The organism is Pseudomonas sp. rhizo25, from assembly GCF_031931935.1.
In the GTDB taxonomy this organism is placed as follows: domain Bacteria; phylum Pseudomonadota; class Gammaproteobacteria; order Pseudomonadales; family Pseudomonadaceae; genus Aquipseudomonas; species Aquipseudomonas synxantha.
The window spans coordinates 176,747-191,902 of record NZ_JAUJXA010000001.1; the positions used below are offsets into that span (position 1 = coordinate 176,747).

A 15,156-nucleotide genomic window follows, 5' to 3' on the forward strand; every position below is an offset into this window, starting at 1 on the left:
AAATATGGGAGGGGGCTTGCTCCCGATAGCAGTGGGTCAGTCAATGAATCTGTTAACTGAAACACCGCCATCGGGAGCAAGCCCCCTCCCACATTTGACCTCATTGTTCTTGTTAGCCGCGCCGGTCGAGCAGATTGACCACCAACCGATCAATCCACCCCCACACCCTCTGCTTCACCCGCCGCCACAACGGCCGCGCTTTCCATGCCTCCAGGCTCACCGCCTGGCTCTGGGCAAAATCGGTTTCGAAACTGGCCACCACCGCCGCCGTCAATCCCGGGTCCAACGCTTCGAGGTTGGCTTCCAGGTTGAAGCGCAAATTCCAGTGATCGAAATTGCATGAACCAATGCTCACCCAATCATCCACCAGCACCATTTTCAGGTGCAAAAAGCACGGCTGGTATTCAAAGATCTGTACGCCTGCACGCAGCAGACGCGGGTAATAACGATGGCCGGCGTAGCGTACTGACGGGTGATCGGTACGTGGCCCGGTGAGTAGCAAACGCACATCCACACCCCGCCCTGCCGCCCTGCGCAAGGCACGACGCACGCTCCAGGTCGGCAGGAAGTAAGGCGTCGCCAGCCAGATCCGCCCCTTGCTGCGGTTCAAGGCGCGGATCAGCGATTGCAGGATATCCCGGTGTTGACGGGCGTCGGCATAGGCCACACGACCCAGGCCGGGGCCCATCGCAGGCACCTTGGGCAGGCGCGGCAAACCGAAATGGGTCGCCGGTTTCCATTCACGGCGCGCCGCGTTGGCGTGCCATTGACGGTCGAACAGCGCCTGCCAGTCCAGCACCAGCGGGCCGCTGATCTGCACCATCACTTCATGCCAGTCGGCGCTGTCTTGCCCTGGCGTCCAGAACTCATCGGTGACGCCCGTGCCGCCGACCACGGCGATACCCTGGTCGATCAGCAACAGCTTGCGGTGGTCACGGTACAGGTTGCGCATCCAGCGCCGCCAGTTCAGGCGATTGTAGAAGCGCAGCTCCACGCCAGCATCGATCAAGCGCTTGCGCAGCCCGAGGGTAAACGCCAGGCTGCCGTAATCATCAAACAGGCAGCGCACTTGCACACCACGCTCGGCGGCCAGCACCAGCGCCTGCACCATGGCGTCGGCACAGGCCCCGGCTTCGACCAAATACAATTCAAGATCGACCTGCTGCTCGGCCCGGGCAATGCCCACCAGCATCTGCGGGAAGAAACTCGGCCCGTCGATCAGCAATTCGAACTGATTGGCGCTGCGCCACGGGAACACTGCGCCGCTCATGTCAGCGCGCCGTGAAGATCAGTACCGCACCCACCGGCACCGACAGGCTGATCGACTTAAGCCCGGCAGCCTTGCGCAACGCCGCTACGCCCGGCGCCAGCTCGAAATCCTCGGCATGCAACACCACCGGCTCCAGGGTCACCACCTGGAAGCGCCGCTCATCCAGGCGCGTGGCGAGCAATTCGGCGCTGTAGGTCTGGGTCTTGCCATGCAGGGTAACGCTCAGCGGCAGGCGCAATTCCAACTGCGCGCCGGGCGCCAGGTCGTTGATCGGTTGCAGATTGATCTGCGCGCTGATCAACGCGTCGGGGAAGGTCTTGATCTGGAACAGCTCCTTGCGCATGCGCTCGTCGCGCAGCGGAATGCCACTGTTGATCGACTCCATCTCCACTTGCAACTGCGCCGCGCCCTTGGCGTCGACCTTGCCATGCAACACCAGGAAGCGATGCACCTCGGCAATCTCGGTGTTTTTGGTGGTGACGAAAGACAGGCGCGAGGATTCGTTATCCAGGTACCAGTCGGCGTGGGCAGGCACGCTGGCACAGGTCAGCAGGGCGAAGACCAGGGGTTTGACATTGAACATAAAGACTCATGGGGCAAAAAACCTGGGCGAACATTAAGCGCAATCTCACGAACGGCGCAAATCCAATGTGGGGGGCTTGCTCCCGAAGGCGGTGGACCAGCAACTCATCCAGTGGCTGACACCCTGCTATCGGGAGCAAGCCCCCTCCCACATGGGTCCGGCGGCGACTGTTCAGGCCAATGCCCGTTGAACTTCGCAGATCGTTTCTTCAAGGCTGGCCATATGCAGGTTCAACACCCGCTCCACCGGCGCCTGATGCATCGGCCAATGCAAGGCCATGCTGCCCACCAACCGGCCATGGGCGCGCACCGGCAACGCCACCGCCCGGATCAGGAACGGCAGACGCACCGGGTATTCCCAATAGCCCTCGGTACGCTGGCCGAACCCCTGGTGCTGGGTGTGCTCGCACGCATGGTATTGCTCATCGGCGGCCACCCGGTCGCGGCCCGCCAGGCGTTGCACTTCATCAAGGGGCAGTTGCGTCAGGCACGCCTTGCCCATCGCCGAGTGGAACAGGCTGGCGTACTGGCCGACGATCTGGCAGTTGTTCGGGTACAGCTTGCGCAACACACTGGGAATCGCGCTCTCCATGACTTCCAGGCGCTCGCCGTCGAAACAGGACAAGTCCACCACCAAGCCGGTGCGTTCGCTCAGCTCCACCAACCACGGCGCCGCGCTTTCCACCACCTGGCGCCTGAAGCGTTGCTGGGTATCGCCAAACAAACGTCGTGCACGCAGGCGGTAGCGCCGATCGCTCAGGCCGCGATAGACCCAGCCCTGTTCCTGCAAGGTCAGCAACATGCGCGACACCGTGGCCTTGGGCAGGCGCGTGAGGTAGTGCAGTTCCTCCAGCCCCAGGGCCTGGTGCTCACCCAGCAACTCGACGATTGCCAGTGCGCGCTCAACCGAGCGTACGGTGCCTGTGTCCATGTTCGATCTCCCTGTTGCCGGTGGATGATCATTTTCACAGCAAGATGCAGGCCCGGTCGCGGCTCAGCCGGTCGCTGCAAGACATTCCGGCGGCCGGCGTCGTACCCATTGGGTCAGCTGTTCATGGGCATAGGCCAATTGCAGCACGGCGCGGTCCGCCTGGGCCGGGCCGATGATTTGCAGGCCCATGGGCAGGCCCCGGGGGTTGAAGCCCACGGGGATGCTCATGCTCGGCAAGCCGGCCAGGGTTGGGCCGATCACCACTTCCATCCAGCGGTGATAGGTGTCCATTTCGCGCCCGGCCACATGGCACGGCCACGCTTGTTGTGCATCGAAAGGGAACAGTTGAGCGGTAGGCAGCAGCAGGAAATCGTAACGCTCGAACAACTTGGTCAGGGCTCTATACCACTCGCTACGATCCACCGACGCCTGGTACACCTGCTGGGCGCTCAAGCCGAGGCCGCCCTCCACTTCCCATTGCGCTTCAGGCTTGAGCAGTGCACGTTTTTTCGGGTTGGCATAGGCCGCGCCGAGGTTGCCGTGCACCAGCCAATGGCGGTGTACCAGCCAGCAGCGCCACAGTCGAGCCATTGAAAAGTCCGGCTGGCAGCTTTCTACTTCGCAGCCAAGCTCGGCGAAGTCACCCAGGGCGGTTTCGCACAGGCTCATCACGCCGTCTTCCATCGGCAGATAACCGTTGTAGTCCCCCAGCCAGCCCAGGCGTGCGCCTTTGAAGTCGCGCTGCAGCGGCTGGCCCAGCATCGCGGGATCATCCTGGGATGACAACGGCGCCCGTGGGTCGTAACCGGCCTGGATGCTCAGCAACCGCGCCACATCCGTCACGCTGCGGCCCATCGGGCCTTCGGTACCCAACTGCTGCACGAACAGTTCCGGCATCGGCCCGTGGGGCACACGCCCCTGAGATGGGCGCAAGCCGAACACATTGTTGAACGCCGCCGGGTTGCGCAGCGAGCCCATCATGTCGCTGCCATCGGCCACCGGCAGCATGCGCAGCGCCAGGGCCACCGCCGCCCCGCCGCTGCTGCCGCCGGCCGACAGGCGCGGGTCATAAGCATTGCCGGTGGTACCGAACAGCGTGTTGTAGGTATGGGAGCCCAGGCCGAACTCCGGCACGTTGGTCTTGCCGATGATGATCGCGCCACTGGCCCGCACCCGCGCCACGCTGATGGCGTCTTCACTCGGCACATGCTCGGCAAACAACGGTGAGCCCAGGGTGGTGCGCAAGCCTTGGGTCGCCGCCAGGTCCTTGATCGCCTGGGGCATGCCGTGCATCCAGCCGCGGGACTGGCCGTGGTCCAGCTCACGATCACAGGCTCTCGCCTCGGCCAGCACGGCATCGCTGTCGCGCAACGACACCAGTGCATTCACCCTGGGGTTAAAGCGCTGGATCTGCGCCAGGTACGCCTGCATCACCTCTTCACACGACACCTGCCGCCCATGGATCGCTCGCGACAGTTGCGTGGCATCCCAATCAACAATACTCAAGGCTTCACCTCGCTTGAAAACGGCAGCGGTTTTTTCGCCCGCGGTGCCTCCTGCATGCAGTAAGTGCCCAACAGCGTCAGCACGCAAGCGAACAACACATAGAACGACGGCGCCACCGGTGTGCCCAACACTTTGCTCAACCAAGTCACGATCAGCGGTGCAAAACCACCGAACACCATCACCGCTACGTTATAGGCCACTGACACGCCGGTCGAGCGCACCTCGATGGGAAACTGCTCGGCCAATGCCGTCGGTGCCGGGCCGAAGAACCCGCCAATGGCGGTGCACAGCATCACCTGCATCACCAGCAAACGCTCGATGGACGGCGCGGCGGCCACCCAGACATAGAGTGGGTAGACCATCACGAAGAAGGCCAGGGTGAACGCCATCAGCACCGGCCGCCGCCCCAGGCGATCCGAAAGCAGGCCGGACAACGGAATCACCACGGTCATCAGCGCCACCGCAAACATCTGCACCATCAGCACCTCGTCCAACGGCAGGCCGAGGTTCTTGTGGGCGAAGGTCGGCATGTTCACCAGCACCACATAGAACGACACCGTCGCCCCACAGGCCAGGCCCATGGACACCAGGATGCTGCGGCGATGATCACGCAACACATTCATCAGGCTCGGCGCCGGGCCGGTGGCGTTTCTGCGCGCCTCAATGAACTCTTCCGGGTCTTCCATGTGCCGACGAATCCACAACCCCACCGGGCCGATCAGCAAGCCCAGCACGAAGGGCAGGCGCCAGCCCCACAGGTCGAGGGTTTCGGGGGAAAAGAAGTGCGTCACCAGCGCCACCATCGCTGCTCCCCCAAACACCGCCAGGCACTGCCCCACCAGCTGCCACGAGCCGTACAAGCCCTTGCGATGAGCCGGCGCACTTTCTACCAGGAACGCGGTGGCACTGGCGTATTCCCCGCCGGTGGCAAAGCCCTGGAGCATGCGCGCCACCACGATCAGCAGCGGCGCGCCCATGCCGATGGCGGCATAGTTTGGCGCAAAGGCGATCATTGCGATGGACACGGTCATCAGCCGGATAATCAACTGCATCGCCGCCTTGCGGCCTTTGCGGTCGGAGTAGATACCCAACAGGATGCCGCCCACCGGGCGCATGAAAAAGCCCACACCAAAGGTGGCCAAGGCCATCAGCAGCGAAGCGTATTCATCCTCGGAGGGGAAGAATTGCCGGGCGATGATGCTGGCCAGAAAGCCATAGACGATAAAATCGTACCACTCCAGCGCGTTGCCGATCACGGCCGCCACCACTTGACGGGTGCGGGAGACGCCAGGTTTTGAAGTCTGCATGAGGAACACTCCATTCAACCGATAAGGGAAAGGGTCCAGCGGCAGAAAAAAAGGTGTTGCTGTAGGAGCGAGCTTGCTCGCGAAAATCGTCAACGATGACGCAGCGCTTTCAGGTAGCCCGAGTCGTCTGTTGGTTTCTCGCGAGCAAGCTCGCTCCTACGGGTATTCGGATCATCCAGCTGGTTTCAACCAGCTCTCGGCCAGCGCGCCCCAATAGGCGGCGCCGGTCAGCAGGATGTCGTCGTTGAAGTCATAGGCGGGGTTATGCACCATCGGCCGCGATACGCCATTGCCGATAAACAGGTAGCTGCCGGGGCAGCGTTGCAGCATCCAGGCGAAGTCTTCGCTGCCCATCAGCGTGCGGGTGTTGCCGTCCACGGCGTCGGCGCCGAGCAAGGCTACGCCGACCTGGCGGGCAAACTCGGTTTCTTCGGCGTGGTTGACCAGCACCGGATAGGCCGGGCGGTGTTCGATCTGCACCGTGCAGCCGAAGCTGGCGGCCTGGGTCTGGATGATTGCGTTGACCCGCTCGAGCATCTGCTCGCGCACCTTGGGGTTGAGTGCGCGCAGGCTCAGGCGCAATAACGCTTGCTGGGGAATCACGTTGGCCGCCTGACCGGCCTGCAAGGCGCCTACCGTGACCACGGCGGCTTCCTGGGTGTCGATATTGCGCGCCACCACCGTCTGCAGGGCCATGACCATACTCGCGGCCGCTACCAACGGGTCCACGGTCAAGTGCGGCATGGAGCCATGGCCGCCGACGCCTTCGAGGGTGACAGTGAGCAAGTCCTGGGAGGCCATCATTGGGCCAACTCTTAACCCCAAATGCCCTGCTGGCAAGCCCGGCATATTGTGCATGCCAAACAACCCATCACAGGGAAAACGCTCCAGCAAACCCTCCGCCAGCATCGCCTCGGCACCGCCCTGGCCTTCTTCGGCGGGTTGGAAAATCAGATTCAGCGTGCCGTCGAATTGCCGCGTCGCCGCCAGGTAGCGGGCAGCGCCGAGCAACATGGTGGTATGACCGTCATGCCCGCAGGCGTGCATGCAACCGGCGTGCTGGCTGGTGTAGTCCGCGCCGGTGTTTTCGATGATGGGCAAGGCGTCCATATCGGCACGAATGCCCAACGTGCGCGAGCTGCTGCCGTTACGCAGCACGCCGACCACACCAGTCTTGCCGATGCCGGTATGCACCTCATACCCCCACTCCCGCAAGGATTGCGCGACCAGTGCCGAGGTACGGTTCTCTTCAAAGCCAAGCTCAGGATGAGCATGGATATCGTGACGCACAGCGTGCAAGTCGCTGGCAACGTCGCTGAGCCAATCCAGGATGTGCTGGTGTGGGCGCATGGTGATTCTCCTCACAGGCGGGTGTTCCCGTTCTTGTTGGCGACACACCGCCAGCTAACCGCGATGTGGGCGCGAGGACAATCAAAGGTGGTTCCACCCAGTGGAACCTAAGGCCAACCATTTTCTTAAAATCTCTGGAGATCATAATGTGGGAGGGGGCTTGCTCCCGATGACTGAGTGCCAGCCAAAACATTTCTAACTGACCCGCCGCTGCCATCAGCATGCTCGCTAAACACAACAGCCATTTGCCACCGGTTGCGAGGGCGCCTGCATAGCGTTAATCTCCCCACCGTCGCTGCTCATCAGTGACCGGGCGTGGAATCCCGAGAAAGAAGACGCTACAGCGTCGTCATGCAATCAGTCGGCGCTTTTTTGTGCCCGCTGTTTGTGCTTTATGGCGGCTGTGCGTGGGAGGCCTTGTGCCTGCCGAGTTGCTTCTTCTCGGATTCCAACCTGCGTACAGCTGCCACCCTCATGCTTGGAATCGTGAATGGCAGCTCTTTTTGGTTGTACCAAAGGAGCAAGCTTATGCCGTACGAAATACCCTCAGCCGAAACCATCGGCGCCGCCACCTTCGCAGACTGCGGAGAAAACAAAAGCCATCTGAAACTATTCCGCGTCAACGCCGGGGTTCCGCTTGTAGAAGCTCTCGAACACGCATCTCACGTGCTCTACTACGCCAAAATGCTCTCCCTTGAAGCCGCCATGGACCCAAGGGCCGAGAGGTTTGCGTTCGCCTCGCATTACTTGGGCGAAATGGGCAAAGCCATCATCGACGACCTGCTGCTGGCGATGCAGCCAGGCACTCCACCTGCGCAGTAATTAATACGCGCCCGGTGCACGGCATCGGGCGCCGCAATCCCTTCAGATTTATACGACGAAACTCACGGAATCGTCCGACTTTACCCTCAGCAAATCCCTCTCCAAAGTTTGGCTTGTCGCTGACTTCCTCGTTCTCGTTTACCTCGATTGAGGAAGGTGTGGCAACAACGACTTGGATGATAAGGGGCAAGAAAATGAGCAAAGGGCACTATGTTGTTTTAGGGGACCAAACGACGTGCGGCGGACGAATTCTCGAGGGTGATCCAACATTCAAGTTACATGGCCTTCACCGTGCTCTGGAAGGTGCTCGGGTCACTTGCGGAAATCATGCCGGAAACTTCCGGATCCTAGGCGGCATTTCCAATATGAGGCGCAATGGAAAACGTGTTGCTGGCACGCTGGATAGCGTGAGCAGTTGCCCCTGTGGAGCCCGGTTGATTCCTTCGGTGTTAAAGGCCACCTACGAAAAGCGAGAAGCAGAACCGCCAGCGAGTCAGCGGGTTGCTCAACCGAATGAGGCAGCTGTAAACGGCAACCCAGAAACGCCGTCTCAATCAGCTTTCACGCCTTCCGGTCGTACAGTGCCAACGGCATTCAACGGGGCGCTGGGTCAGGAACCAGGCTTCTACATCGTGCCCAAGAGCATGTCCCGCGAAGCATTGGAGACCACACTTTTTTCGACGATTGATCCGGCTGTGATGCGTAAGTTTCAATCACTGAATCCCAATACCGGCAACGTCAAAGCCGGCTCAATGATCGTGCTCAGCGATCCGAACAACACCTCCTGCACTTATCAGGAAGCGCAGTTGATGCAGGCCGCTCAACAAGTCGATGCCTCCCTGGATTCCCTTACGCCGGACGAGGCCGACTTTCTGTATCGACACGGTGCCGAAATCGCCAGCTTCATAGGCCATACCTCAACCTGGCTCGGCGTCAGCGCGGTGGTGATGGAAAAACACCTGACCAGCCTGCGCGACGCCCTTCAAGCCATCGAGCACTTGCATCAAGAAAACTATCGCCAGCACGGCCACCTTAAATCGACGCAGTTCTTTGCCGATCGTCATCGGCTGATGAACCAGCTGGATGCCCATTTACTCAACTCCACGCGCTTGCGTGGCCAGACAACTTTGGGCGATCACCCGAAGTTGAAAACGGCCCTGGGAATTTCCAGCCGCAGCCTGGTGCATCACTGGGACAAAGCGGGTGGACCGGGGCAGATTCCGGGGTATGCCGCTCATGTGGAGGCGGTCAGTCGTGCCACGAAGTATATGAAGGCAGGTGGTTACATCGGTATTGGTCTTGGCGGTATCTCCTCGCTGCTAGCTATTGAGCAGGTGTGTAACGGGGATTCTGGGGCTGCGTGTGAGAAGGTTAAGTTTACTGAGGGAGGAAAATTCGCCGGTGCCACCGCAGGCGGTACGCTGGGCGGACTGATGGCCAGATCTGCCAGTAGTTCGATTTGTGTGGCGCTTGGCGTCTCTACAGGTATAGGGGGCGTTGTCTGTGTCGCCGCCCTAGTAGGAACTGGCACTTGGGCAGGCACCACTTACGGCGGTAGCGGTGGCGAAACATTGGGTGAAAAATTGTATGAGAAAACTCTGCCATGACCATCGAGGAATTTTGGAAGTCCTGGCTACTTATCTGGCTTCTGGCCGGGCCAATTCTGATTGCAATTGTGGCTGTTACATACAGTCTGTACCTAAGCCACCATCATCTGGGCGCCATGAAGGAGGCTTTAAGGAACAGTCGTTATATTTATCTGTGGGGGTCGAGCCTGGGTAAGCGGGGTTTGATTTGGTCCCTTTTGGAAATATCAAAAATCGCTGGGATGATCCTGATGCCAAGGGCATCACTTCGCATGGGTGAGCTTGACCCCATTGATCTTGAAAACTTCCCTCCTTACCTTAAACGTCGACTGAAAGTCGTAACGGGATTAATAGTGGTGGGGGTTATTTGGCTGGCGGCCATATCTGTGTTGATAGAGTTTGAGTAAGGTAATAGTTCCCAAGTTGAAATCGGCTCTCGGCATATCCAGTCGCAGCTTAGTGCACCATTTGGACAAGGTCGGTGCGCCGGGTGGCGGGATCGCTGGCGAAGCTATGGGGGAGAAAATCTACGAGGTTACTCAGCCATGACCAGCATCGACACCTGGGCCCCCTGGATTGCGATCATTTTTATTGGTACCCCTGGTCTCCTCGCAATTGCCGGTACTGGATACAGTCTTTACCTGAGCCGCTACCACCTAGACGCCATAAGGGAGGCCTTAAAGAACAGCCGTTATATTTATCTTTGGGGGCCGAGCTTAGGGAGGCGGGGCTTGATTTGGTCCCTATTGGAAATTTCGAAAATTGCCGGAGTGGTTTTGTGGTCAAAGGCATATATCCGTATGGGAGATATAAACCCTGCCGATCTTGAACATTTCCCGCCTCATCTGAAAAGGCATCTGATTGCCGATACGGCACTGATGCTTGCCTCTTTAGCGTGGCTGATACTTGTAGTCATTCTGTTGAAGCTCAAGTAATACAACCGGACTTACCAAGGTCCCTGACAGGTCAGCTTCTGCTAATAAACCTGCGTTTCATTCATTTAAACCTTGGAGTCTTTGCTACCGAGATCACCTTTACAAAGGCGAAACAAATGGGAGAAGTCATTTATGAGGCAACAACGTGAGCGTTAGTACAGCGGATACAATATTCCTATGTGTCAGCTTGATCGGGTTTGGCGGCACAGTAATTGCCCTAGGCATGTTGCTGCATATTGCCTATACCAAGATGGAGCTAATGCTGAATTGTCTAAAAAATTGTCCTGCCGTGATCATGCTATCAGGCTTAATTCACGGTGGTCCTTTGGGGAGGCTGGTTGTTTTAGGCAGGATTTTCAGCGTCATAAGCACGCCACGCCTTTTTCTACCTGACGGCGGAGCTTGCATTGAAGATATAGATAAATTCCCCAAAGCACTCAAAAGGCGCTTATCTATCCTCAATAAATCTTTATATATCTTCACTTGGATGTTTTTGTTTTGCTGGCTAATATTTCTTGTTAAATGGACCGCCATGCCCCCTCTTCACTTGGGCGTGGCAGTGCTGACCATCATAGCAGTGCCGATCTGGGCTTTAGCTTGTTTATGGATGGGAAAGAAACATGGCAGCTCAATCATTCTTGGGTTCAGGCATAGCTCTGCCATTACAATCAGAGCCAGACTCAACGCTACCAGCTGGACTGCAACCATAATATTTATAGTAGCCACATCAATAATAATTACATGCAGTCGATTCTTTGTAAGTCGCGGCACACTTGAACCGCAGGAACTAAAAAACCTCCCTCAACACCTTAAACTCAAGCTGTTCGGTTTTTTTATTTCAGAAATCATATTACTTTCCTGCTTGCTGGGGCTGTATCTGCTTAGCGAATGAAACATTCAAACAAGGGCGGAGAACAATATTCGACACAAAGCTATACGCCGATCATGCAGCGTTTCTGGCAAACCCGCCTGATCAGCTACCTCACGGCACCAAGCGACACCCCTGCCGCTCCCCCAACCACCTAGCCGTATGCGTACGCCCCAACCCACTCGCCGTCACTTCACTGCGCTCAGGCGTGTCGATCAACGCACTGGTCGGCACGTACTGCTTCACATACCCACGGCAATACTGCGCCGGGTTGTTTTCCACATACCGGCACGAGCAATACTCCTTGGCGGTGTATGCCGCGATGATGTCGGGGAAGGCTTGCAGGTTGACGCGCTCATGCCACACCCAGCCCAGCAGGGCGAGCAACAGCAGCAGAAACAGACTGGTAAACGGCCGACGACGGATCATGACCGCACCGCCGCCAGCACGCGCTTGAGCAGTTCGTTATGACGGTAGCTGCCGTCGCGGTCATCGCCGTAGCGCACGATCACCAGGTGTTCGTCAGGTATCACAAACAACGCTTGGCCCCAGTGGCCCAATGCGGCGAAGGTATTGGCGGGGGCATCGGGCCACGGTCTGGACGCACCCGTGTTGAGCCACCATTGGCCGCCGGGAACCGCTTCATCCTGGCCGCTTTTGTATTTGGCGAACGGCTGGCGATTGAAGGCGACCCATTCTTCAGGCAATAACTGTTGCTCACCCCAACGTCCACCCCGCGCCATCAGCAGGCCGACACGCGCCAGATCGCGGGCGGTGAGGTACGCATAGGACGAAGCGACGAAGGTTTCATCGGCATCGGTTTCCCATGTCGCATTGCGAATGCCCAACGGCTTGAACAACGCATCCCACGGATAGCTCATATATGCCTTGTGGCCGAGCATGCCTTTGAGGGCCGCAGACAAGATGTTGCTGTCGCCACTGGAATAACGAAACGCCTGGCCCGGGGCAGCAGCAGCGTCGGTACTGGCGGCAAACTCAGCCATATCGCCACGGCCTCGGGTGTAGAGCATCGCCACCACCGAGGATTTCAGCGGCGCGTATTCATAGTCTTCCTGCCAGTCCAGGCCCGAGGCCCAGTGCAGCAGGTCGGCCATGGTCACCTTGGGATGCTGCTTCATCGGCGGGTAGAAACGCGCAACGGGGTCGCTCAACTTGAAGCGGTTTTCGCCGTAGGCGACTCCAAGCACCGTGGCCATCAGGCTTTTGCTCACCGACCAGGTCAGGTGCGGCGTGCTGGCGGTGGATGGCGCGGCGTAGCGTTCGTAGATGATTTCGCCGTCACGAATGACCAGCAGCGCATCGGTACGAATGCCTTCGCGGCTGGTGTCGTCACGGGGCGGGAAAGCGTAGGCGTCCAGTGCATCGACAGCGGGGCCATTGAGTGGTGCGCCCATGGCCCAATCCTTTTCAGGCCAGGTTTCGGCGCGGGCGGTAACGGTGACAAACAGCAGGGCAACGCACAACAGGCCTCGGACCATGGACGCAAACTCAAGGGGGGGCATTCAAGCCCGCGAGCCTAGCGCAGGCCAATGACAGATTTGCTACACAGGGTCTGTCATCCAACCGTCACCGTAACTTCATGGAGATGACACCGAGGCTACATAGCCTGACTTTGGACAACAAAGTCGACTGGCCGTACAACCTGGCCGGCACTCGGAGACTCGCTATGACTCAGATCGCCCGCATCAGCGACAAAGGCAATGAACGCCGTCTGCAAGCCGAACGCCTGGTGGGCGCACAGGCTTTGCAGGAAGCCCAGGCCCTGCGGTTCAACGTGTTCAGCGGCGAGTTCAACGCCAAGCTGAAAGGCGCGGAACTGGGCCTGGACATGGATGACTATGATGTTCACTGCAGCCACATCGGCGTGCGGGATTTGAACAGCGGTCGACTCGTCGCCACCACCCGTCTGCTCGACCACCAGGCCGCGAGCACCCTGGGCCGGTTCTACAGCGAAGAAGAATTCAGCCTGCATGGCCTGCTGCACTTGCAGGGCCCGATCCTCGAAATCGGCCGCACCTGCGTCGACCCGGCCTACCGCAACGGCGGTACCATCGCGGTATTGTGGGGCGAGTTGGCCGAGGTGCTCAACCAGGGTGGCTACAGCTACCTGATGGGCTGCGCGAGCATCCCGATGCACGATGGCGGTATCCAGGCGCACGCGATCATGCAGCGCCTGCGCGAACGCTACCTGTGCAACGAACACCTGCGCGCCGAACCGAAAAAACCGCTGCCGGCCCTGGACCTGCCGTCCAACGTCATCGCCGAGATGCCACCACTGCTCAAGGCCTATATGCGCCTGGGCGCAAAGATCTGCGGCGAGCCGTGCTGGGATGAAGACTTCCAGGTTGCCGACGTGTTCATCCTGCTCAAGCGCGATGAGTTGTGCCCGCGTTATGCGCGGCACTTCAAGGCGGCCATGTGATGAGCCGCCTGCGTGTGTACGGGCGCATCGCCCGGGTGCTGCTGGTGGTGGCGCTGGGTTTGAGCATGGCCAGTGTGTTTGGCCTGTTCGAGCGCTTGGGTGTCGCCAACTCGATGGTGCGACGCCAGCGTTGGTCGCGGTTCTTTATGGCGCGCCTGAGCAACGCCCTGCCCTTTCGCGTGACGGTGCACGGTAAGGTGCCGCAACAGCCGATGCTGTGGGTGAGCAATCACGTGTCCTGGACGGATATCCCGCTGCTGGGCATGGTCACGCCGATGTCGTTCCTGTCCAAGGCCGAAGTGCGCACCTGGCCGGTGGCAGGCTGGTTGGCGGCCAAGGCTGGCAGCCTGTTTATCCGTCGCGGCGCGGGCGACAGCCAGTTGATCCGCAAGCAGATGACCCGTCATCTGGAGCAACAGCACCCGTTGCTGATGTTTCCCGAAGGCACCACCACCGACGGGCGCAGCCTGCGTACCTTCCACGGGCGTTTACTGGCCAGCGCGATTGAGGCGGATGTGTCGCTGCAACCGGTAGCGATCCGTTATTTGCGCGACGGCCAGGTCGACCCGCTGGCACCGTTTATTGGCGATGATGATTTGCTCTCGCACCTGATGCGCCTGTTTTCCAATGACCAAGGCAATGTGGAAATCCATATGCTCAAGCCCATTGCCTGCGCCGGGCAAGAGCGTGCGGCGTTGGCGTTCCAGGCGCAGCAGGCGGTGCAGAAGGCATTGTTTGGGCCGGTGCCGGAGGTTGAGCCAGTAAATACTCGGCCTGCGTTTGCGGCCTAAAGCGGGCACGGTTAAATGTGGGAGGGAGCAAGCCCCCTCCCACATTTAATTCTGTGTAGCCTGCTGGGTTTGTGCGAATGCCTGTAATTCTGGGTAGAACTCACTGAAGTCTCTGCTCAGTGGTTCATACAACACCCGCAACTCCTGCATCGCAAACCCCAACGCGTCTGGGTCAGTCAGCCGCCGCGAAATCCCACGCAGCACCTGCTCCATCACCGCAAACTCGCGATACGAGCCCAGCCAATCATCCGCCGCCATGTAGGGCGCAATCTGCGCCAGCCGCCCCGGCAAAGCGGGTTCGGCCGCCAGCACGCGATACACCTGCGAGGTAAAACGCTCCAGGGGCTGGTCGGCATACAGTGCCCAATCCCGCGCCAGGCAATGGTCGAAAAACACATCGAGGACGATCCCGGCATAGCGCCTGCGGGTCAGGCTGAAACGCGACAACGCCTCACCCACCAGCGCATGGCTATCGGTAAAACGGTCAATGGAGCGATGCAGCTGGATCGCCGCTTCGATTTGCGGGCTGAACTGGCCCTGCAAGCGACCTTTGACGAAGTCGCCATAGAGGCTGCCCAGCAGTTGCGCAGGAAGTTGGCCGCCCAGGTGCAGATGTGCGAGATAATTCATGGCGCGCAGTCTAACACTGCCCTCAACGTATCGTTATAACCCGATATACCGATTAAGCCTGACCTCAGATCAAATTCATATTGGTATATCGGGATAGACCGATTTAAAGTTCGCCTCATCGCGATATAACGCTTT

At 59.3% G+C, this 15,156-nt stretch carries 16 protein-coding genes; 7 read left to right on the forward strand and 9 right to left on the reverse strand.

The window, feature by feature from the left end; all coding sequences use genetic code 11:
* Positions 1-112 precede the first annotated feature (112 nt).
* The 6 genes from QZR30_RS00860 to QZR30_RS00885 all read right to left on the reverse strand — a co-directional run bounded on the left by QZR30_RS00860 (position 113) and on the right by QZR30_RS00885 (position 6,946).
* Positions 113-1,270: a phospholipase D-like domain-containing protein gene (locus tag QZR30_RS00860; protein ID WP_046071376.1), complete on the reverse strand. Its 1,158-nt coding sequence runs from the start codon at positions 1,268-1,270 to the stop codon at positions 113-115.
* Position 1,271: 1 nt separating this feature from the next.
* Positions 1,272-1,853: a YceI family protein gene (locus QZR30_RS00865; protein WP_311902852.1), complete on the reverse strand. Its 582-nt coding sequence runs from the start codon at positions 1,851-1,853 to the stop codon at positions 1,272-1,274.
* A 171-nt stretch (positions 1,854-2,024) separates the two neighbouring features.
* The gene (locus tag QZR30_RS00870; RefSeq protein WP_046071374.1) at positions 2,025-2,783 is read right to left on the reverse strand and encodes a helix-turn-helix domain-containing protein; all 759 of its coding nucleotides are present in this window, start codon (positions 2,781-2,783) and stop codon (positions 2,025-2,027) included.
* Positions 2,784-2,846: 63 nt separating this feature from the next.
* On the reverse strand, positions 2,847-4,289 hold the full coding sequence (locus QZR30_RS00875) for an amidase (RefSeq protein ID WP_046071373.1): 1,443 nt from the start codon (positions 4,287-4,289) through the stop codon (positions 2,847-2,849).
* The gene (locus QZR30_RS00880) at positions 4,286-5,596 is read right to left on the reverse strand and encodes a citrate-proton symporter (protein WP_056847395.1); all 1,311 of its coding nucleotides are present in this window, start codon (positions 5,594-5,596) and stop codon (positions 4,286-4,288) included. The genes QZR30_RS00875 and QZR30_RS00880 overlap by 4 nt, the downstream gene beginning before the upstream one ends.
* A 171-nt stretch (positions 5,597-5,767) precedes the next feature.
* Complete coding sequence (locus tag QZR30_RS00885; RefSeq protein ID WP_046071371.1) at positions 5,768-6,946, reverse strand: M20 aminoacylase family protein; 1,179 nt, start codon at positions 6,944-6,946, stop codon at positions 5,768-5,770.
* A 528-nt stretch (positions 6,947-7,474) separates the two neighbouring features.
* Between QZR30_RS00885 and QZR30_RS00890 the strand changes: the two genes are divergently transcribed.
* The 5 genes from QZR30_RS00890 (at position 7,475) to QZR30_RS00910 (ending at position 11,181) form a co-directional block, all read left to right on the forward strand.
* Complete coding sequence (locus QZR30_RS00890; RefSeq protein WP_057021981.1) at positions 7,475-7,768, forward strand: DUF3077 domain-containing protein; 294 nt, start codon at positions 7,475-7,477, stop codon at positions 7,766-7,768.
* A 113-nt stretch (positions 7,769-7,881) separates the two neighbouring features.
* Positions 7,882-9,375 (forward strand): PAAR domain-containing protein, encoded by a 1,494-nt coding sequence (locus QZR30_RS00895; RefSeq protein ID WP_236718758.1) that lies wholly within the window; start codon positions 7,882-7,884, stop codon positions 9,373-9,375.
* Positions 9,372-9,761, forward strand: coding sequence for a hypothetical protein (locus QZR30_RS00900; protein WP_057021979.1), 390 nt, complete (start codon positions 9,372-9,374; stop codon positions 9,759-9,761). Before QZR30_RS00895 ends, QZR30_RS00900 begins: the two co-directional genes overlap by 4 nt.
* Before the next feature lie 138 nt (positions 9,762-9,899).
* Positions 9,900-10,289: a hypothetical protein gene (locus QZR30_RS00905; RefSeq protein ID WP_059398156.1), complete on the forward strand. Its 390-nt coding sequence runs from the start codon at positions 9,900-9,902 to the stop codon at positions 10,287-10,289.
* 145 nt (positions 10,290-10,434) lie between these two features.
* On the forward strand, positions 10,435-11,181 hold the full coding sequence (locus tag QZR30_RS00910) for a hypothetical protein (RefSeq protein ID WP_059398155.1): 747 nt from the start codon (positions 10,435-10,437) through the stop codon (positions 11,179-11,181).
* Between the two features lie 90 nt (positions 11,182-11,271).
* Here QZR30_RS00910 and QZR30_RS00915 read toward each other — a convergent pair whose 3' ends face one another.
* Positions 11,272-11,586, reverse strand: coding sequence for a hypothetical protein (locus QZR30_RS00915; RefSeq protein ID WP_057021977.1), 315 nt, complete (start codon positions 11,584-11,586; stop codon positions 11,272-11,274).
* A complete protein-coding gene (locus QZR30_RS00920) occupies positions 11,583-12,656 on the reverse strand; it encodes a serine hydrolase domain-containing protein (RefSeq protein WP_046071368.1) in 1,074 nt (357 codons plus the stop codon). The genes QZR30_RS00915 and QZR30_RS00920 overlap by 4 nt, the downstream gene beginning before the upstream one ends.
* Positions 12,657-12,844: 188 nt before the next feature.
* On the opposite strand from QZR30_RS00920, the gene olsB reads away from it, so the two are divergent.
* Together olsB and QZR30_RS00930 are read left to right on the forward strand one after the other, a co-directional pair.
* Positions 12,845-13,600, forward strand: a complete 756-nt coding sequence (olsB, locus tag QZR30_RS00925; RefSeq protein WP_003189352.1) for an L-ornithine N(alpha)-acyltransferase — start codon at positions 12,845-12,847, stop codon at positions 13,598-13,600.
* Complete coding sequence (locus tag QZR30_RS00930) at positions 13,600-14,391, forward strand: lysophospholipid acyltransferase family protein (protein WP_056847398.1); 792 nt, start codon at positions 13,600-13,602, stop codon at positions 14,389-14,391. The genes olsB and QZR30_RS00930 overlap by 1 nt, the downstream gene beginning before the upstream one ends.
* 45 nt (positions 14,392-14,436) lie before the next feature.
* On the opposite strand, the gene QZR30_RS00935 is transcribed toward QZR30_RS00930, so the two are convergent.
* Positions 14,437-15,021: an acyl carrier protein phosphodiesterase gene (locus tag QZR30_RS00935; protein WP_046071365.1), complete on the reverse strand. Its 585-nt coding sequence runs from the start codon at positions 15,019-15,021 to the stop codon at positions 14,437-14,439.
* Positions 15,022-15,156: the final 135 nt, after the last annotated feature.